Below are 19,069 nucleotides of genomic sequence, written 5' to 3' on the forward strand. Positions count from 1 at the left end.
AATGCGATTGTCAATCGATGCGCCGGTATCTGGCTGCCAACGGTGCTCCATGGTGAATAGATGCACCTGCAAACAGTGGTTTGCGACGGGCCAACGCTCTAGAATCCGCCTCCGTGGGTGCGCGGTCGGCGGCGACTGCCCTTCCTGAAACCGATTTGTCATCAACCTCGACAGGACCTTCGTTCATGTCTGCCCTTGAAGTAAGCCTGATTGTTCTGGCGGTGCTGGCGCTGCTCGGCGTCATTTTTGAAGAAGCCATACACATCAACAAGGCCAAGGTAACGTTATTCTTCGGCACCCTGAGCTGGATGCTGCTGTTTCTGTTCAGCGATAACGCCGCGGAAACCTCGGCCATTTCCGCCGGGCTGTCCGAGAGCATTGCCGAAATTGCTGGGCTGTGGCTGTTCCTGGTGGCTGCCATGACCTTTGTCGCCTACCTGAACAAGAAGGGAATGATCGAAAACGTGATCTACCTGATCATGCCGAAACAGGTGAGCGAACGGCGACTGCTGTTCCTGACCGGACTATTCTGCTTCATTTTCTCCTCTCTTGCAGACAATATCACCGCCACTTTAGTCTCATGTTCGCTGATCCTTTCGCTGGATCTGGAGCTGAAAAAGCGCATCCAGTTCGTCACCCTGGTCGTTTTTGCGGTAAACTCCGGCGGCGTGTCACTGATCACCGGCGACGTCACCACATTGATGATTTTCCTCGCGGACAAGGTGGAAATACTGACGTTGCTCACCCTCGCCATTCCCGCGTCGATCACCGTTTTCGTGCTCGCCCTGTTCCTGTCCCGGGGCCTGACAGGCACCATCACCCTGCGTTCAACCACCAACCCGGTGCGACCAGTCGACGCCATCATCGGCGGCCTGTTTTTGTTAACAATCCTGTGCACCATTGCCGGAAATGCCCTGTTTGCGGTTCCACCGGTGCTGACCTTCCTCTTCGGCCTGTCGGTGATGTTCCTGGTATCCCGTTTCCTGAGCGACGATTCCGATCTGGACCCGATTCTCGAGTACATCCGTATTATCGAGTTCGAAACCCTGCTGTTCTTCCTAGGCATCCTGCTGCTGGTTGGCATGCTCAAGGAAATTCACGCGCTGGATTCGCTGGTGGCTATCTACGACGTATTGCCACCGCTGTACGCGAATTATCTGATGGGGATTTTCTCAGCGGTGATCGACAACGTGCCTTTGACCGCTGCCCTACTCAAGGCGGGCATTGATATGAGCCCGGGTGAGTGGATGGGACTGACCTATGCGGTGGGTGTCGGCGGATCGCTGCTGGTAATCGGTTCTGCGGCCGGTATCGTGGCCATGAGCAAGATCCCGGGGCTGACCTTTGCAGCCTACATGCGGTATCTTGCACACCTTCTGGCGGCCTACACCCTCGGCTACGCCGGTGTGTTCATGCTCGGACGTTTCATCAACTGAGGTTTTTCTATGCTGATGGCATTTGGCGCAATCATCGCCGGCCTGGTACTCCTGATCTGGAGTGCCGACAAGTTTGTGGAAGGGGCGGCGGCCACCGCCAAACACCTGGGCATGCCGACCCTGCTGATTGGCATGGTGATCATCGGTTTTGGCACCTCGGCGCCGGAACTGGCGGTATCGGCCATGGCGGCGGCTGACGGCAACCCTGGCCTGGCGCTCGGCAACGGCTACGGTTCCAACATCACCAACATTGCGTTGATTGTCGGCCTGACCGCCGTGATTGCGCCGATTGCGGTGCATTCCCAGGTGATCCGCAAGGAACTGCCCCTGTTGGTGGTGCTTACACTCATTGCCGGTGCCCAGCTGCTTGACGGCGAACTGTCACGGCTGGACGGCTGGATACTGCTGGCAGTGTTCGCCGCCGTGATGGGATGGTCCATCTACCAGGGCATGAAAGGCAAGGCTGACCCGCTGGCCAGCGAGACCGACGCCGAAATCATCGCCCACCCGATGCCACTGAAAACCGCCCTGATCTGGCTGGCGGTGGGGCTGGTCCTGCTGATTGTCAGTTCCCGGATGCTGGTATGGGGCGCCGTCACCATTGCCCAGAGCCTCGGGGTCAGTGACCTGGTGATTGGCCTGACCATCGTAGCCATAGGCACATCACTTCCAGAGCTGGCCTCGGCACTGGCGGCGGTCAAGAAGAACGAACACGACCTGATCCTCGGTAACATCCTCGGCTCTGGTATTTTCAACACCCTGGCGGTGGTAGGCCTGGCCGCAGCCATCGAGCCCCTGGCGGTCGATCCGGCCGTGCTCTACCGGGACTGGAATCTCATGCTGGCGCTCACCGTTGGCCTGCTGCTGATGGGATTTGGTCTGACCGGCGCCCGCAAGCTGATCAGCCGGCTTGATGGCGGCATTCTGGTGCTGGTGTACGTGGCCTACACGGGTTACCTGCTGTCAACGGTGGTGGCGGCGGGCACGGCCTGAGCCCGCATAGTGAGCCTTATTCGGCCTCGCCGTCACCGAGAAGACCGGTTAAACGCTCCCGGACCTCGGCCATCACCTCGTCGAGGTCTTCCTTGGTCTTGCCGGTGGTATCCAGCGGGGCGCCCACCCGCACATCCACCGGCTGGCCCAGGTTGATTTTCCAGGTGCGTGCGGGCAACACCCGGTGAATCCCGCGCACCGCCACTGGAACGATGACCGCCTGGGTGTCCAGGGCCAGGTGAAAACAGCCTTTCTTGAACGGCAGCAACTTGCCATCCGGTGACCGGGTCCCCTCGGGTGCCGCCCAGAGCACAATACCGCTTTCCATCATTTCCCGGGCCCTGGCCAGGTCCCGCACCGCCCGGGTTCGGTTGGAACGATCCACCGACGGAAATTCAGCCGCCCGCATAGCCTGGCCCAGCAGGGGAATGCTGAACAGTTCCTTTTTTGCCAGCATGCGAATGGATCCTGGCAGGGATACGAAACTGACCGGGATATCGTAATGGCTCGCGTGGGTACACATGATGATGTAACGCCGCCCATCGCCGAAATCCGGCACCTCGCCCCTTACCGTGAGGCTGGCCCGCACCAGTCGTAACAGCGCCGCCGACCACTCCCGACAGTACTTGTCCACGATAGGCCGGTTGAGCTGGCCAAACAGCGCCCGCAGCAGGATCAGCAGCGAGTAGATAGCCGTCAGCCCGACACTGCCCAGCACCACGCCCGCGCGCCGAAGCAAGGTCGCTGATTCGGTCAGCGGGCTCAGATTCAGTCGGATCATTCCGGCTCCTTGTATCCTTCTCGTGGATCGGAAGGCGAGTATTTGTCGGGGTTTCAGGGTGAGCCGGATTATAGCGACTGGGGCACCGGTTTGATAACGACCAAAAAGTATTGATCAATTTTTAAACACCACCTATAAGAATATAGTTATAACCTGCTTTCGCTTCGAGGGCAGGTCCCCGTCTGATCACAAACCCTATAAGGAGACGGATCATGAAACTGGAAACAGCCCTGCTGCGGGGCCCGAACGACCCCGGCCTTCAGAATCCCTCGCGACGAAGCATACTGCTCGGCAGCGCCGGCGCCATGGCCGCTGTGAGCCTGCTTGGTCTCACGCCCCTTGCCAGAGCCGACGAACCCAAGTCTCTGCCCGATTATGCGGCGTGGAAAGAACGCAACGCGCTGATTATTCACAGCGCCAACACCATGGAAACCCAGCGGGGTGCTATCGGCAACGGCGTCATTACCGCCAGCGACCGCCTGTTTGTTCGCAACAACCTGCCAGCCCCACCCGCCTCGGTAACTGAAAACCCGGATGTCTGGGAGGTACGGATTGAGGGGGTCAGGAATCCTCGCACTCTCACCGTGGGGGATCTGAAGGCGATGGGCGTGACCACCGTTGCCTCGGTACTCCAGTGCTCCGGTAATGGCCGCGCCTTCTTTCCACACGGTGCTGGTGGCACGCAATGGTCGGTGGGTGCGGCCGGGTGCGTGATGTGGACAGGCGTACCGTTGAAAGAGGTTGTGGAGGCGTTGGGTGGACCGGTTGAAGGCGCCCGCTACATCACCGCCACCGGTGGTGAAAGCCTGCCCGACGGCGTGGATCCCAAAGCCATCGTGGTTGAGCGTTCGATACCCACCAGAGCCATGGAGGCCGCCCTGCTGGCCTGGGAGATGAACGACGAACCGCTGACCCACACCCATGGTGGTCCCCTGCGCCTGGTGGTACCCGGTTACTATGGCGTGAATAACGTCAAGTACGTCAAGAACCTCGCCCTCACTGAAAACCAGACCGATGCCAAGATCCAGGCGTCCGGTTACCGTATTCGCGATGTCGGGGTGAAGGGCGCTCCGGACCAGCCCTCCATGTGGGAAATGAACGTCAAGTCCTGGGTAACCTCGCCGCTGGAAACCGGTCGCGCCGGTCGCAACATGATCTACGGCGTGGCGTTTGGCGGCACCGTGCCCCTCGACAAGGTGGAGGTGTCAGTGGACGGCGGCAAAACCTGGAAGCAGGCACGATTCCTGGGGCCAGACCTCGGAGCCTACGCCTGGCGGCCGTTTGTTCTCGCAACGGACCTCTCCGCCGGTGAGTACCGAATCGTTAGCCGCGCGACCGATGCCCAGGGCAACGTGCAGCCCGAAGGCCGGGTCGATAACGAACGTGGCTACGGCCACAATGGTTGGAGCGACCACGGAGTCACGGTCGCTGTCAGTTGACTGGCGCGGGGCCGCCGCCGGACTTGGCGACCCCGCTTCTCGGAACATCACAACATGAGAAAAATGGCGGTACTGTTTGCATCGTCCCTGATCGGGATGTCGTCCATGACAATGGCCAGCGACACCGAGCAGGGAAAACAAGTCTTCACCCGGGAAGCGCAACCCTCATGCACGGTTTGCCACGCCCTGGCCGACGCAGGCTCCTCTGGCGCCATCGGCCCGGATCTGGACCAACTCAAGCCGTCCAGGGAACAGGTAATCAATGCGGTGACCGGTGGCGTTGGCATCATGCCCGCCTTCGGTGAGTCGCTCTCCGACGAACAGATTCAGGCGGTGGCCGATTACGTGGTGGCGGTAACCCGCGGTAACTGACCAGCGCGCTGGACCAGAGAAAAAGGGCCCGGAGGCCCTTTTTTGTTAACTGTTTTCCTCGAACACCATGGCAACCGAGTTCAGGCAGTAGCGTTGCCCGGTCGGCGGCGGCCCATCCGGGAACACGTGCCCAAGGTGACTGTCGCAGCGCGGGCACCGTATTTCGGTCCGGGTCATGCCGAGGCTGGTATCCTCGAGATACCGAATGTGTTCCGGGTCGAAGGGCTGGAAGAAGCTGGGCCAGCCAGTACCCGAATCGAACTTTGAGTCCGAGCTGAACAGCGGCAGATTGCACAGCCGGCAGTGGTACACGCCGGCTTTCTTGTTGTCCAGCAGAGTGCCGCAGAACGGATGCTCGGTGCCGTGGTCCAGCAGGACACGCCGCTCCTCGGCGGTCAGGTCGGCGGCCTTCTCCTCAACCTGCGCCGGGGTCAGGGGCGTCAGGTCATAACCAGATGCAGAAACGGCCATCATCTATCTCCTCAGGCGGTGCTGTCTGTGTCAGTGTCGGTGTATTCCGGCTTCAGTTTGTCACCAAACCGGTCCACCAGTTTTTCCATTTTCGGGGCCGCCACCGCCATGATGTAGGGCTGATAGGGATTGCGGGCGGCGAAGTTCTGGTGGTACTCCTCGGCCGGGTAGAACGCCTCCAGCGGCTCCAGCGTGGTAACGATCGGATCCGGATACACGCCGGCCTCCTCCAGCTGCCGGATGTACGCTTCGACCACCTCGCGCTGCTCGGCGGTTTCAAAAAACACGGCGGATCGATACTGGGTGCCGCGATCGTTGCCCTGGCGGTTCAGCTGGGTGGGATCGTGGGCCACGGAGAAAAACACTTTCAGCAGTTCCCCGAAACTCACCCTGGCCGGGTCGTAGTGCACCTCGACCACTTCGGCATGGCCGGTGGTGCCGCTGCACACCGCCTCGTAGTTGGCGGAACTGGCGTGGCCGCCGGCATAGCCGGACTGGACACGGGTTACACCGTCAATCGCCAGGAACACCGCCTCGACGCACCAGAAACAGCCGCCGGCCAGCACCACCCGCTGTTCTGCCCCGGTGGTTGGCAGATCTTTCTCCGGGTCCGGAAACCGGCTGCGGGGAACCTTCAGGCCGGGAATATTGCAGGATGTCGACATGGTGACCTCTGATTTCAAACCGATGGGTACTTTGGGGGATTGTGGCCGGAAACCGTCGGCTTTGCCAACCCACGGACCCGCTCGCACAATCCCTGTGGCTTGTACGATGATCACAGTGGCAGGATCACACCGGCCCCGGCGCTCAGCGGCGCCAGCAGCCACACCGGAATGCGCCAGACCGTCAGGGCCACCCAGAGTAACAGCACCAGGCCAAAATCCATCGGACCGTGCACCGCCGACGTCCACACCGGGTCGTACAGAGCCGCCAGCAGCAATCCGACAACACCGGCATTTACCCCCGCCAACGCCGACCTCGCCGCACGGTGTTCCCGCAACCAGCGCCACAGGGGAAGGCCGGCAAACACCAGCAGGGTGCCCGGCAGGAAAACCGCCACCACCGACACCAGGCCACCCCATGGGCCGGCCTCGGCACCACCAAGGAAGCCCGAGAAGCTGAACAGTGGCCCCGGCATCGCCTGGGCAACCCCGTAGCCGGCCAGGAACGTGTCGGCAGGCATGGCGCCGGATGCCACGAAACCTTCCTGCAGCCAGGGCAGCACCACATGGCCGCCGCCAAACACCAGGGCACCTGCCCGGTACATTTCGGCGGCAACCCACGCCAGGCTTCCCGACACCTGTGGCAGGAAAGACACCACCAGCAACCCCAGGAACACCAGCCCCAGAAGCGCTGGCTTGCCCGACTGCAACGGCAGGTGCAACGGATCGGCGGCCCGATCACTGCCAAGCCCCATGAGCGCTCCGGCGCCTCCTGCGATGGCCAGGGCCAGCAGCTGCATCCAGGTCTCCCCGATCATCAGCAGGCCGATCGCCACCAGCAGTGCCATGGCCACCCGGCTGCGGTCCGGGCACAGGCTCTTGCCCATTTGCCAAACCGCCTGCGCCACCACCGCCACCACAAACAGCTTGAGGCCCTTAACCCAGCCTCCGGCGCTGGCTTCGGGCCAGAGGCTCAACCCCACTGCAAAGCCGATCATGATCACCGCCGATGGCAGTGTGAAGCCAAGCCACGCCGCCAGAGCCCCACGGTAGTGTCCCTTAAGGAAACCAATAGTAAGACCCACCTGGCTGGATGCCGGGCCCGGTAACAACTGGCAGAGCGCCACGATTTCGCCATACACGCTGTCCGACAGCCACCGGCGGCGCTTGACGAACTCGTCGTGAAAAAAACCGAGATGGGCCGCCGGCCCGCCAAAGGAGGTCAGCCCAAGGCGCAGGAAGAGCCCGAAAATCTGCCAGAAGGAAGCTCTGCTCGGTTGCGTTTCTGTGGTCATGGTTGTCCTGTTCCCGGGGCCTGGTCATCGATGTGCCGGTATCCGGCATCAAACATGAACATTATGTCGTTTTGGTTGCATAGCATCGAGGGCCATCCATAATGAAGGAGGGTTTGCCACTTTGCATTCAGGCCATGCCCGGCTCGGCATACGAAGGAAGCACAATGACGGCAAGGGCTCACACACCGGAGAACCAGGACGATCTCCTGGAATACCGCCTGAGCCTGAGACTCGGCCCTGTTCACGCCCGCCAGAGACTGGGCATTGAACGCGAAGCCGAGGCGAAGGTGTTCGGGCAGGATCACAGTTCTTTTCATCTGGAAAACTGGGCCACTGCGCCCCGGTTTATCCGGACCTGCCTTCAACTGGCCGGCCTCTGGCGTCGGGGCCAGCACAATAGCCGACATCTGACCACGGTACACAACCGCTTCTGTCTGCCCAACCTCCCCGCTACCTTCGAGGGCTTCCGAATTCTGCACCTCACCGACCTTCATGTGGACATGGATGAGGCCAACCTGCAGGCGGTGCTGCGCCAGATCGAGCCGCTGGATTACGACCTGTGCGTGCTCACCGGTGATTACCGGAAACTGACCTGGGGACCCATTGAAAATGCCCTGGAAGGCATGGCCCGTTTGCGCCGGGGCATTCGAGGCACCGCCTACGCGGTGCTTGGCAACCACGACAGCGTGCGCATGGTACCGGCCCTGGAAGACATGGGCTACAAACTGCTGATGAACGAGATGGCGCCCCTGGAGCGGGACGGCCAGACCCTGTTCCTGGCCGGCGTCGACGACGCCCACTTCTACAAGGTCCACAACCTGCACCGGGCCGGTGATGAGATACCCGCAGGTGGCACCAGTATCCTGCTCAGCCACACCCCCGAAATCTGGCGGGAGGCGGCCCACGCCGGTTACGACGTCTTCCTGTGCGGTCACACCCACGGTGGCCAGATCTGCCTGCCCGGGGGCATTCCGGTGACCCTGGACTCGGATTGCCCCCGCAGCCTCGGACGGGGCTACTGGAAGGTCAACGGCATGCAGGGTTACACCTCACCAGGCAGCGGCACCTCCGTGGTGAATGTGCGCCTGAACTGCCCGCCAGAGGTCACCCTGCACACCCTCACCCGGGCCCCCGATTAGTGCGGCTGTCGACGGATGCCCAGCCGGTACAGCAGGGGTGAAGCCAGGATATTGGAGACGGTGAACAACACCACCACGGCAATCAACACCCAGACACTGACCGGTAACCACACCATGGCCAGCAGCATGGGCAGCAGTGCTTCCGGGATCTGATCGAGCCCCAGGGCCCGGGCGCTGGAAACGAGCCCGAGGCGACGTTTGATGAAGCTACTGAGCAGGTCGCCCGCCAGCCCGAGCAACCCGAAAACAACGCCGAACACGAAGCCCAGCCCGGTCGCCAATGAAAACAGCGCGCACGCCAGAGTGCCGGACGCCACGCCTCGCCAGGTTTTGCTGTGGCCAAACACGGGGCGGCCATCCCCCCAGAGCCGGTCACCGTCAACCGGCGCCGACCACCGGTCTTTGAGCAGGCGGGCGGCGACCACCGGCGTACCGTTGGCCAGCACCAGCATCACATAAAGCTCCAGGGTGATCAGCAAAGGCCCTCGCCTCCCTGTCCGGCGCCTCAGGCGATGCCGCCCCGGGTCAGCTTGAGCGGGTCCATCAACCCCTCTAGCCGTTCACGGCTGAGACCGCTGCGCTCCTCCGCCACATCAATCACCGGGCGCCCCGTACGGTAGGCTTCCTTGGCAATATCAGCCGCCAGACTGTAGCCAATTTCCGGGTTCAGGGCGGTCACCAGCACCGGATTGCGGCCGACGCCGGCATTCAGGTTGTCGGCGTGCACCGTGAAATCACGGATGGCCTTGTCGCCCAGCATAAGGGCGGCATTGGCCAGCAGCTCGGTCATGTCCAGCAGGTTGGCGCCCACCAGCGGCAGCATGACGTTGAGCTGAAAATTACCGGACTGTCCCGCGATGGCCACGGTGCTGTCCAGCCCCATGACCTGGGCACTTATCATGGCCACCGATTCCGGAATCACCGGGTTCACCTTGCCCGGCATGATACTGCTGCCCGGCTGCAGGGCCGGCAGGCTGATCTCTGCCAGGCCATGGATGGGGCCACTGTTCATCCAGCGCAGATCGTTGGCGATCTTGGTCAGCACAATGGCCACACCCCGTAACTGGGCAGACAGCGCCACCGGGCCGTCCACGGCGCTCTGGCCGATGAACTTGTGCTCCAGGGTGGTGAAATGAAATCCGGTGTTCGAACGCAGGGACTTGGCAAACTGTTCCGCAAACTCCGGCAAGGCGTTGATGCCGGTACCCACGGCCGTCCCGCCCTGAGGCACCGCCAGCAGTTCGTCGGCAGCGGCTTCCACCCGTTTTTCCACGGCGAAGAGCTGCTCCCGCCAGGTTCGCAGCTCCTGCCCCAGAGTAACGGGCATGGCATCCATCAGGTGGGTGCGGCCGGTCTTCACCTGCTCGGAAAATTCCGCCTCACGCTCGTAGATCATCCCGCGCAGGTGGGACAGTGCCGGCAGCAGCTTTTCCTTTACCGCCAGCACCGAGCTCACATGAATGGCCGTGGGAATCACGTCATTGGAGCTCTGGCTCATATTGACGTGGTCGTTGGGATGCACCTCGTGACCAGCGTTCCGGGCCAGATTCGAAATCACCTCGTTCACGTTCATATTGGTGCTGGTGCCGGAACCGGTCTGGTACCGGTCAACCGGAAACTGGTCGGCGTGCTCGCCGGCCACCAGTTCGTCACAGGCCTGCACAATGGCATCCCGAAGGTCGCTGTCGAGCAGACCCAGGCTGGTATTGGCCTCGGCGGCGGCCCGCTTGACCCGGGCCACAGCCGCAATGAACGCGCCGGGCATGGGCTGCCCGCTGACCGGGAAATTATCAACCGCGCGCTGGGTCTGTGCACCCCAGAGCGCGTTGGACGGAACCTGGACGTCTCCTAGACTGTCGGTTTCGATTCTGTAGTCGCTCATGATCCCTCCTGTCTGTCCGTTTACATCGTGAGTTACCGGCGTTGTACGGCAGGCTCCGACGTCTGTATCAACCCGTACCGCCGTGGGACCTCAGTCGTACATGGTCGCAAATGCCGGTGACCTGCTCAAAGTTCAGGATCAGGGTGTGCACGGTGTTGGTGTAGGTATCATGCAGGTGAAACTTGTATCGACGCTGTTTCTCACCCTGGAGGAAGCTGTCGTACTCCCGCACCAGTTCCCGCACATCGCCGCCCGAGTCCTGGCTCCAGGTGGCGTTGAACGGGCCAAGCACGGCGCCGCCGGCGAGGCAGACCGTGACTTCGTGGTTGGTCAGGCTGTTGTCCGGAACACTCATGATGGGTCTCCTTCCTGTGAACCTCCCCTAAGTGTAGTCGGGCGGTGCAATTCCTGTGATTTTCGCGCGCCGGAAGGAGACCGGCGAGGTCGGGAGCGACCTTGATCAGAGCGTCGAGGAAGGGGTGATCAGGCTGGTAATCAGGGCCCGCAGCCGGTTGGGTTTTACCGGTTTGTTGAGGATCGGGAGGTACTGCGCCCGCAACAGCCGGCGGGTGTCGTCACTGCGATCAGCCGTGATGACAGCGGCCGGGATATCCTGGCCGAGATGCCGCCGGACCGCGTGAATGGCATCGTAACCGGTCAATTCCTGGTCGAGGTGATAATCGGCCAGGATCACCGCAGGCACCCGGGCGCCCGACGCCATCTTCGCCAGCGCCTCGGCCTTGCTGCCAGCGGTGACCACATCGCATCCCCAGCGCTCCAGCAACACCTGCAGGCTTTCAAGCACCGCCGGTTCGTTGTCGATCACCAGCACCGGCAGGCCTTCGAAACCCTCGGCATGGCCGGGTAAGGTGGCGCCGGGCGCTGGCACGGGGGACGAACCAGCTTGATCGAGAGGCAGGGTAAGCACGAATCGGGATCCGCGCCCCGGCCTTGAAGCCACATCGATGCTGTAGCCCAATACCCGTACCATGCGCTCGACAATGGCGAGCCCGAGGCCAACACCCTGCCGGCCGCCGGTGCCCTGGGGCAGCAACTGGTGGAACTCGGTAAAGATATCCCGGAGTTTGGCCGCCTCGATGCCGACACCGGTGTCCCAGACTTCAATGCGCAGCTGATCGCGCCGTTGGCGGAGTGCCAGCACCACGCCACCTTTGCGGGTATAGCGAAAGGCGTTGCTGAGCAGGTTACGCACAATGCGGGTGAGCATGCGCTGATCCGTTCGAACCACCGCAGGCACCGTACGTACCCGGAAGCCCAGGCCGGCATTGGCGGCCACTGCCTCGAATTCCTCGCCCAGAGCCCGGGCCAGAGCGGCCACATCGGTGTAAACCAGATCGGGTTTCATGGCCTGCTGGTCGAGTTTCGAGATGTCCAGCAAATCCGCCAGCAGGTCTTCGGCCCCTTCGAGAGCCCGGTGCACCTGCTGCACCATGCGGGCTTCCTGTTCCGGCAGCGAGCTGTCCTGGAGCGCAGAGATCATCAGGCGCGCAGCGTTGAGCGGCTGCAGCAGGTCGTGGCTGGCCGCCGCCAGGTACTTGTCCTTGCTGCGGATCGCCTCTTTGGCGGCCTCCATGGCGACCACCAGTTCCCGCTCGACTTTTTCCCGCTCCTCAATCTGATAACGCAGGCCCACGTTGGCATTCTGCAGTGCCTCGGTGCGCTCCTCCACCCGGCGCTCAAGGGTCGCGTTCAGTTGTTCCAGCTTCTGCCGTGCCAGCACCCGCTCGGTAATGTCCGCGACGAAGGCTTCCACCACCTCCGGCCCCAGGTCTGGCCTGCGCAGCAATGTTACCGCCACCTGAACCGGCGTGCGATCGGCCCGCTGAAAGCGGGTTTCCCGGGCACTCAGGCTGCCGTAATCAAGCAACTCCTGGCGGATAGCATCAAACTCGCTGGCGCTGCAGAACAGCTGTTCCCGGAGCCGGATCACCCCGTTCTTGAGCGCCTCGGGGCTGTCGTACCCGCAGATCCGTGCCATTGCCGGATTGCAGGCCAGGAAGCCGCCGCGCAGGTTAGCCTGGAAAATACCGTGCAGGGCATTCTCGAACAGCCACTTGTAGCGGTTACGTTCCTGCTCGAGCTCCTCGATCCGTTCCTGCAACGCCGGGTAATAGTTCTTGCGAACAGACTGGCTGCCCAGTCCCAGAAGATCGCCAATTCCGTAGCTGCTGTCCCGCTCGCCGTCCTGTTCGTCAGAGCGCTTCTTCATAGACGACCTGAACGTCCCGGAGCGAGGATTTGCGTGGATTGGTCAGAATGCAGGGGTCCTGGAGGGCGAAGCCGGAAAGGTAAGGAATGTCAGACACGCTCACTCCGAGCTGGGCCAGCCGCGCTTCCAGGCCGACCCGGCGCTTGAGTTCCACAATCCGGCCCATCAGACGCTTCTTGATCTCGGCCCGGCTCATGCCGCGGGTGTCGATGTCCATGGCTTCAGCCACCCGCCGGAACCGGTCCTCGGCGGCCTGGTAGTTGTAGGCCACCACGTGTTCCAGCAGCAGCGCGTTACACAGCCCATGGGGCAGATCCAGGAAGCCGCCCAGACTGTGAGACATGGCGTGTACCGCACCGAGGATGGCGTTGGAAAACGCCAGGCCTGCCTGCATGGACGCCAGCATGATCTGCTCCCGCAGCACCGGATCGGCGGTGTTGGCAACCAGGGGCTCGAGGTTGCGGTTGATCAGCCGGATCGCCTCCAAAGCGTGGGTGTCGGTGAGCGGGCCGCTGCCAGTGGATACGAACGCCTCAATGGCATGCACCAGGGCATCCACACCGGTACAGGCGGTGAGGTAGGCGTCCATGGTTTCGGTCACTTCGGGATCGATCAGTGACACATCCGGCACCACGGCCTTGCTGATGATGGAGAACTTGAAGCGACGATTGGGGTCGGAAATGATCGCGAACTGGGATACATCGGCGGACGTGCCGGCCGTGGTCGGTATCAGGATCAATGGCGGCGGCGGATTGGTGATGGTGTCGACGCCCTCGAACTCAAGGATGTTACGGCCGTGGGTGGCGACAATACCAATGCCCTTGGCGCAGTCCATGGGGCTGCCGCCGCCAATGGCCACGATGACATCGCAATCGCTCGACTTGTACAGTTCGGCGCCCGCCATCACCTCGTCGACCTTGGGATTGGGCGAAACTCCGGTGAACAGGGTGCAGCGGATGCCGGCGTCGATCAGGACTGTCTCAATGTCGCGGACCCAACCTGCTGCGGCCACACCGGGGTCAGACACCAGGAGCACGTGCCGGGCGCCGAAGTTGCTGGCAAAGTTCGCCACCGACTTGCGCGACCCGGCGCCGAACACAATTTCCGGGGACACAAACTTTCTAAGCGCGGAGATGTCGTGGCTCATCGTTCTCCATCCGACGGTTTGTTGTTATAGGAATTGTCGAAAGTTTAACTCAAGTAACCGGCCTGTTCATCGGCCTTTTGGCTATGCCGTCGGTAAAAGCTGAAGGTCCACTCCAGCATGCCCACCTGGCTGGCCCGTTTGCGGAACCCGTGGCCTTCCTCGTCGAACCAGTGCAGTTCCGGCGCACCTCCGGCGGCTTTCATGGCTGCCACCATGGCCCGGGTCTGCTCCGGCACCACCACCGGATCCTGGCCGCCCTGGAAGAAAATCATCGGCGCCGCGATGCGGTCGGCGTGGTACAGCGGCGTGCGCTCGTGCCAGCGCCGGGGATGGTCATCGGGATGGCCCAGCAACCAGTCCAGATAGCCGGATTCAAAGCGATGGGTCATCGCCCGTAAACGCAGTGGATCGGTAACCCCGAACAGGCTGGCCCCCGCCCTGAACCGGCGGCTCCGGATCATGGCCATCAGGGCGGTATAGCCGCCGGAGCTGCGACCCTGGATGAACACCCGACTACCATCCACCAGGCCGAAGGACGCCAGATGATCAGCCGCCCGCTCCATGTCCTCCACGTCAATCTCCCCCCAGCGGCCCTCGAGGGCCAGCCGGAACGCCCGACCAAAACCAGTGCTGCCGCGGTAGTTGATCTCGGCCACCGCAAAGCCGCGCTGACACCAGTACTGCACGTGGGGATTGAACACCGGGTAGGCGGCGGACGTGGGCCCGCCATGTGCGATCAGAATCAGCGGCGGTGCGTCCACGGAGGCCTGTTTTGGCGTGTAGAAAAAACCCTGTATCGGGTGGCTATCGCCCCCCGAAGCTGGCACCTCGATGTCCAGCGGCAGCGCGGCCCGTACCTGCGGCATGGGGTCGCCCCCACCGGCGATGATGTGCTCGAGGCCCGTGACAGGATCAATAGCCAGTATCGCATCCAATCGGGTAGCAGAACGAGCCACACAGTAGAGGGTACCTTCGGCTGTTCGCAGGTGACGGAAATCGCCGTATTCAGTAGCCACCCGGCGCTCTTCCTGACCGTCGGAAATCAACCAGAGCTGCCCTGTGCCATTGCAGTATCGCACCCGCGCCCAGCGGCCATCGCCGATGGGACAATGGTGGGACTCCCCCAGCTGCCAGGGCGCGTTGGCATGATCACGGGCCGGAGCTCCGTCAGAGTGCCAATCGCCCTCACCCAACCCATCAACCTGCCAGGGCTGCCACCAGCCCTCATGGTCAGAAAGAACCCAGAGCCGATCGCCATCAAACACCGGTTGCTGGACCGAAGCCTGCAGGGACCGGTTGAGGGGCGAGTTCAGGGAATGGCAGTCGGCAAGGGCGCCATCGTCACTCACCTCACCCAACCACAGCTGGCTGCGTATCCAGGGCATATCCGGCTGCTGCCAACTCACCCATGCCAACCGGGTACCGTCATCGGAGAGTGCCGGGGCACTGTAGAAATCCTGGCCCGAGTGAAGCACTCTTTGCTCACCCTCGAGGGTGATGGCAACCAGCTGCTGCTGGTTATTGCATTCGCGTACGGCCAGTACCCGCTGGCGGGTGTCATCGGCAACCAGGCCGCCATACATCGCATCGGGGTCGTCGGTAAGCTGGGTACACTGCCCGTCTTTCTGGCTGACATGCCGGATCTGCTGATCCTCGGCCACCACAAACACCCCGGTGGAACACGCCGCCAGGGCGCCGCCCCCGTAGCCGTTGACCCGGCTGCGGACGCCCAGGGGGTCGGGGCCGAACCTCACCGGCCCCTGCTCCGACAGCTGCCACAGCACCATGCAACCCCGCTCAGGGTCGGTCTGCAACCAGTAAACACCGGCAGTCGACACCGTAAGCTCACCGCACTGAACATGGGCGGCACACGCCTCGCTGGCACTCAGGCATCGGGTTGCAGAGCCTTCAGCTGGGAGGGAAGAGCCATCAGCTTCGGGAGAAGAGCCATCAGCTGCGAGGCAAGAGCCATCAGCCGGGAGAGAAGAGCCGTCAGCCCCGGAAGAAAAGTCGTGAATTGTCCGCATTTCGGTACACCAGTTCCGTCAGGCCGGCCGTGGCGTGGTCGGCAGCTCTCCTCGCTGCCAGGATACGGTCATGATACGCGGATTTGTTGCAAACCGGATCTGTATTATCGGCATTGCCGGTCAATAAATACGCCTGGCATCGGCAGCCGCCGAAGTCCTTTTCCTTCTCATCGCAGGAACGGCAGGGCTCCGGCATCCAGCTGTCGCCCCGGTAGTGGTTGAATCCGGGGCTGTCATACCAGATGTTTTGAAGATCCATGTCTCTAACGTTGGGAAATTCGATGGGCAGCAGCCTGGCGCTATGACACGGCAGGGCGGTGCCGTCGGGGGCCACTGTCAGGAACAGATTGCCCCAGCCGTTCATGCAGGCTTTCGGGCGCTCTTCGTAGTAATCCGGAGTCACGAAAATGAGCTTCATGGCCGAGCCGGACTGCTGCAGCCGTTCGCGATAACGGTTCACTTCCTGCTCGGCTTTCACCAGCTGCGCTTTCGAGGGCATCAGGCCTTCCCGGTTCTCGAAGGCCCAGCCGTAATACTGGCAGGTGGCCAGCTCCACGTAATCCGCGCCCAGGCGCTCGCACAGGTCCATGATGTCGTTCATCTGGTGGATATTGTGTCGGTGGATCACAAAATTGAGCACCATCGGGTAGCCCGCCTCCTTCACCGCCCGGGCCATGGCCAGCTTCTGGTCGAAGGCCTTGCGGGAGCCGGCCACCGCGTTGTTCAGTTCCGGGTCCGAGGCCTGGAAGCTCACCTGGATATGGTCCAGCCCGGCCTCGGCAAAGGCATCCACCTTGGCCTCGGTCAGCCCCAGGCCCGAGGTGATGAGATTGGTGTAGTACCCCAACTGCCGCGCCTCGGCAATCAGCTCCGACAGGTCCGGGCGAACCAGCGGCTCGCCCCCGGAGAAGCCCAGCTGGGCCGCGCCCATTTTCCGACCCTGCCGAAGCACGCTCACCCACTCGTCGGTGGTCAGTTCCCGTTCAGTCTGGGCAAAATCCAGCGGGTTGGAGCAATAGGGGCACTGCAGCGGGCAACGGTAGGTGAGTTCCGCCAGCAGCCACAGGGGCGGCCCGGCATCATGGGGGTTGGCGGGCGCCGGGTGTCCGTGGGAGCAGCTCATGACCATTCAATCCAATGCTGTTGCCGGGCGTCCTGCAGGAACTCGCTGACGTCCTGGCCCAGGGGGCCGGCGTCGGGGAACTGCTGCTCCAGGCTGGCCACAATATCAGCCACGCTGCGCTGGCCGTCCACTTCGTTGAGGATGGCGCCGGCACTGCCGTTGAGTTTCACCATGCCTTCCGGGTAGAGCAGCACGTAGCTCTGCTGGGCCGGCTCCCACTGGAACCGGAATCCTCGCCGAAAACGCGGTACCTCCTGCATAGCCACCTCCATCACAGCCCCCGGTGCCAGACCTGTGCGTCGGTCACCGTATGGTAGGGCGGGGTCCGGTGGCCGTAGGCCATGGTCATGGCGTCCAGCATCGTCCACAGGATGTCCAGCTTGAACTGCAAGATTTCCAGGGCCCGGGCCTGCTGGGCCTCGGTGGTAAAGTGGTCGAGGGTAATGGTCAGGCCGTGCTCCACATCCCGCCGGGCTTCCGACAGGCGCTTGCGGAAGTAGCGGTAGCCGGGTTCTTCAATCCAGGGATAGTGGGCAGGCCAGCTGTCCAGCCGGGACTGATGAATCTCCGGGGCAAACAGCTCGGTCAGGGACGAGCAGGCCGCCTCCTGCCAGGTCGCGCGGCGGGCAAAGTTCAGGTACGCGTCCACCGCAAACCGGACGCCTGGCAGCACGTGGCGCTGATCAATCACCTCATCCCGGCTCAGGCCCACCGCCTCGGCCAGACACAGCCAGGCTTCGATGCCACCCACATCGCCGTCGTGGCCGTCGTGATCCAGAATACGCTGCAACCAGAGCCGGCGTACGCTGGCGTCCGGGCAGTTGGCCATGATCGCCGAGTCCTTCTGGGGAATCCTGATCTGGTAGTAGTACCGATTGGCCACCCAGCCGCGGATCTGTTCGGGCGTGCATTTTCCGCCGTACATCGCTTTATGGTACGGGTGGTGGATGTGGTAATACTGGCCCTTGGCCCGCAGGGCCTGCTCGAAATCCGTGCGATTCATGGCGGTGTTGGCTCTGGCGTTCATGGCGCCCCCGACAGGTCGATGTGCATGCCGTCCCAGGACACCTCAATGCCGTGGCGGGTCAGCTCCGCCCGCTCCGGGGAGTCCTCGTTCAGGATCGGGTTGGTGTTGTTGATGTGAATCAGGATCTTGCGCGCCGCCGTCAGGCTATCGAGCACCTCGATCATGCCGCCGGGGCCGCTCTGGGCGAGATGGCCCATAGCCTGCCCAGTCTTTGTGCCCACTTCCTGGCGGATCATCTCGTCGTCGTGCCAGACGGTGCCGTCCACCAGCAGCACATCCGCTTGTCGCATCCAGCCAAGGATTCGCTCGTCGGGCTGGCCCAGGCCCGGGGCATATAGGACGGTCTGGCCGGTACGGGTGTCTCTCAGGAACAGGCCGATGTTATCGCCCGGGTGCGGGTTGTCCCGGCGCGGTGAATACGGGGGCGCGTTGCTCAACAGCGGAATGGCGGTGAGCTCGATGGACGGTGCGCAGGGAATGGTAAAAGGCGTCTGCTCGGATGCCTCGATGCGCTGCCAGTTCAGGCCACCGTTCCAGTGCGTGAGCATGGTGAACAGCGGAAAACCACCACTGAGGTCTTCATGCACCTGTTCGGTACACCAGACGTCCATCGGCAGTCCCTCGCGCAGGGACAGCAGGCCGGTGGTGTGGTCCACCTGGCTGTCCATCAGCACAATGGCATCAATGCCGGTATCCCTCAGAGCACGTGCCGGCTGCATCGCTTCGAAGGAAGCCAACTGGGCGCGAATGTCGGGGGAGGCGTTAAACAGGATCCAGTGCTCGCCGTCTTCACTGATGGCAATGGAAGACTGGGTACGGGCCCGGGCGTTCAGGGTGCCCTTCCGGAAGCCGTCGCAGTTGGCGCAGTTACAGTTCCACTGGGGAAAGCCACCGCCTGCAGCGGAGCCCAGAACGTGAATCAACATGGTGGGTCACTCCACAAGCAAAACGGCCAGCTCGAGGCTGGCCGCTTCAGCACTCAGCGATTGGCGAAGTACATGGTGACTTCGAAACCGATGCGGAGATCTTCGTAGGCTGGTTTGGT

At 62.5% G+C, this 19,069-nt stretch carries 20 protein-coding genes; 5 read left to right on the forward strand and 15 right to left on the reverse strand.

The annotated features are described in order from the left end of the window. Window positions 1–185 precede the first annotated feature (185 nt). Window positions 186–1,436, forward strand: a complete 1,251-nt coding sequence (gene nhaD / locus ACFC20_RS08765) for a sodium:proton antiporter NhaD (protein ID WP_375192666.1) — start codon at window positions 186–188, stop codon at window positions 1,434–1,436. 9 nt (window positions 1,437–1,445) lie between these two features. Then, entirely contained in the window at window positions 1,446–2,429 is a 984-nt protein-coding gene (locus tag ACFC20_RS08770; RefSeq protein WP_375192667.1) for a calcium/sodium antiporter, read from the forward strand. A 16-nt stretch (window positions 2,430–2,445) separates the two neighbouring features. On the opposite strand, the gene ACFC20_RS08775 is transcribed toward ACFC20_RS08770, so the two are convergent. After that, window positions 2,446–3,210, reverse strand: a complete 765-nt coding sequence (locus tag ACFC20_RS08775; RefSeq protein ID WP_375192668.1) for a lysophospholipid acyltransferase family protein — start codon at window positions 3,208–3,210, stop codon at window positions 2,446–2,448. 212 nt (window positions 3,211–3,422) lie between these two features. On the opposite strand from ACFC20_RS08775, the gene ACFC20_RS08780 reads away from it, so the two are divergent. Together ACFC20_RS08780 and ACFC20_RS08785 are read left to right on the forward strand one after the other, a co-directional pair. After that, window positions 3,423–4,649, forward strand: coding sequence for a sulfite oxidase (locus tag ACFC20_RS08780; RefSeq protein WP_375192669.1), 1,227 nt, complete (start codon window positions 3,423–3,425; stop codon window positions 4,647–4,649). 54 nt (window positions 4,650–4,703) lie between these two features. After that, the gene (locus tag ACFC20_RS08785) at window positions 4,704–5,021 is read left to right on the forward strand and encodes a c-type cytochrome (RefSeq protein WP_375192670.1); all 318 of its coding nucleotides are present in this window, start codon (window positions 4,704–4,706) and stop codon (window positions 5,019–5,021) included. A 45-nt stretch (window positions 5,022–5,066) separates the two neighbouring features. Here ACFC20_RS08785 and msrB read toward each other — a convergent pair whose 3' ends face one another. The 3 genes from msrB to chrA all read right to left on the reverse strand — a co-directional run bounded on the left by msrB (window position 5,067) and on the right by chrA (window position 7,449). After that, entirely contained in the window at window positions 5,067–5,492 is a 426-nt protein-coding gene (gene msrB, locus ACFC20_RS08790) for a peptide-methionine (R)-S-oxide reductase MsrB (RefSeq protein WP_375183451.1), read from the reverse strand. Window positions 5,493–5,503: 11 nt separating this feature from the next. Then, a complete protein-coding gene (gene msrA / locus ACFC20_RS08795) occupies window positions 5,504–6,157 on the reverse strand; it encodes a peptide-methionine (S)-S-oxide reductase MsrA (RefSeq protein ID WP_375183450.1) in 654 nt (217 codons plus the stop codon). 110 nt (window positions 6,158–6,267) lie between these two features. Next, window positions 6,268–7,449 carry a chromate efflux transporter gene (gene chrA / locus ACFC20_RS08800; RefSeq protein WP_375183449.1) on the reverse strand — a complete coding sequence of 394 codons (1,182 nt, stop codon included), beginning with the start codon at window positions 7,447–7,449 and terminating at the stop codon, window positions 6,268–6,270. A gap of 164 nt (window positions 7,450–7,613) precedes the next feature. Here chrA and ACFC20_RS08805 point away from each other — a divergent pair, with 164 nt between their 5' ends. Further along, a complete protein-coding gene (locus tag ACFC20_RS08805) occupies window positions 7,614–8,588 on the forward strand; it encodes a metallophosphoesterase (RefSeq protein WP_375192671.1) in 975 nt (324 codons plus the stop codon). Here the strand turns inward: ACFC20_RS08805 and ACFC20_RS08810 are convergent. The 11 genes from ACFC20_RS08810 to pqqA form a co-directional block, all read right to left on the reverse strand. Next, window positions 8,585–9,067 (reverse strand): CDP-archaeol synthase, encoded by a 483-nt coding sequence (locus ACFC20_RS08810; RefSeq protein ID WP_375192672.1) that lies wholly within the window; start codon window positions 9,065–9,067, stop codon window positions 8,585–8,587. The genes ACFC20_RS08805 and ACFC20_RS08810 overlap by 4 nt on opposite strands. Before the next feature lie 26 nt (window positions 9,068–9,093). Then, a complete protein-coding gene (locus tag ACFC20_RS08815; protein WP_375192673.1) occupies window positions 9,094–10,470 on the reverse strand; it encodes a class II fumarate hydratase in 1,377 nt (458 codons plus the stop codon). Window positions 10,471–10,537: 67 nt separating this feature from the next. Continuing rightward, complete coding sequence (locus ACFC20_RS08820; RefSeq protein WP_091987973.1) at window positions 10,538–10,825, reverse strand: hypothetical protein; 288 nt, start codon at window positions 10,823–10,825, stop codon at window positions 10,538–10,540. A gap of 105 nt (window positions 10,826–10,930) precedes the next feature. Beyond that, a complete protein-coding gene (locus ACFC20_RS08825; protein ID WP_375192674.1) occupies window positions 10,931–12,700 on the reverse strand; it encodes an ATP-binding protein in 1,770 nt (589 codons plus the stop codon). After that, window positions 12,684–13,847 (reverse strand): alcohol dehydrogenase-like regulatory protein ErcA, encoded by a 1,164-nt coding sequence (gene ercA, locus ACFC20_RS08830; protein ID WP_375192675.1) that lies wholly within the window; start codon window positions 13,845–13,847, stop codon window positions 12,684–12,686. Before ercA ends, ACFC20_RS08825 begins: the two co-directional genes overlap by 17 nt. A 44-nt stretch (window positions 13,848–13,891) precedes the next feature. After that, entirely contained in the window at window positions 13,892–15,685 is a 1,794-nt protein-coding gene (locus ACFC20_RS08835) for a prolyl oligopeptidase family serine peptidase (RefSeq protein ID WP_375192676.1), read from the reverse strand. Window positions 15,686–15,839: 154 nt separating this feature from the next. Then, window positions 15,840–16,997 (reverse strand): pyrroloquinoline quinone biosynthesis protein PqqE, encoded by a 1,158-nt coding sequence (gene pqqE, locus ACFC20_RS08840; protein ID WP_375183453.1) that lies wholly within the window; start codon window positions 16,995–16,997, stop codon window positions 15,840–15,842. Beyond that, a complete protein-coding gene (gene pqqD, locus ACFC20_RS08845; protein WP_375183454.1) occupies window positions 16,994–17,272 on the reverse strand; it encodes a pyrroloquinoline quinone biosynthesis peptide chaperone PqqD in 279 nt (92 codons plus the stop codon). The genes pqqE and pqqD overlap by 4 nt, the downstream gene beginning before the upstream one ends. Then, on the reverse strand, window positions 17,269–18,024 hold the full coding sequence (gene pqqC, locus ACFC20_RS08850) for a pyrroloquinoline-quinone synthase PqqC (protein WP_375183455.1): 756 nt from the start codon (window positions 18,022–18,024) through the stop codon (window positions 17,269–17,271). The genes pqqD and pqqC overlap by 4 nt, the downstream gene beginning before the upstream one ends. Beyond that, window positions 18,021–18,950, reverse strand: coding sequence for a pyrroloquinoline quinone biosynthesis protein PqqB (pqqB, locus tag ACFC20_RS08855; protein ID WP_375192677.1), 930 nt, complete (start codon window positions 18,948–18,950; stop codon window positions 18,021–18,023). Before pqqB ends, pqqC begins: the two co-directional genes overlap by 4 nt. A gap of 53 nt (window positions 18,951–19,003) precedes the next feature. Next, on the reverse strand, window positions 19,004–19,069 hold a 66-nt coding region (gene pqqA, locus ACFC20_RS08860), incomplete at its 5' end, for a pyrroloquinoline quinone precursor peptide PqqA (protein ID WP_375192680.1).

It is taken from the genome of Marinobacter sp., from assembly GCF_041984545.1.
In the GTDB taxonomy this organism is placed as follows: domain Bacteria; phylum Pseudomonadota; class Gammaproteobacteria; order Pseudomonadales; family Oleiphilaceae; genus Marinobacter.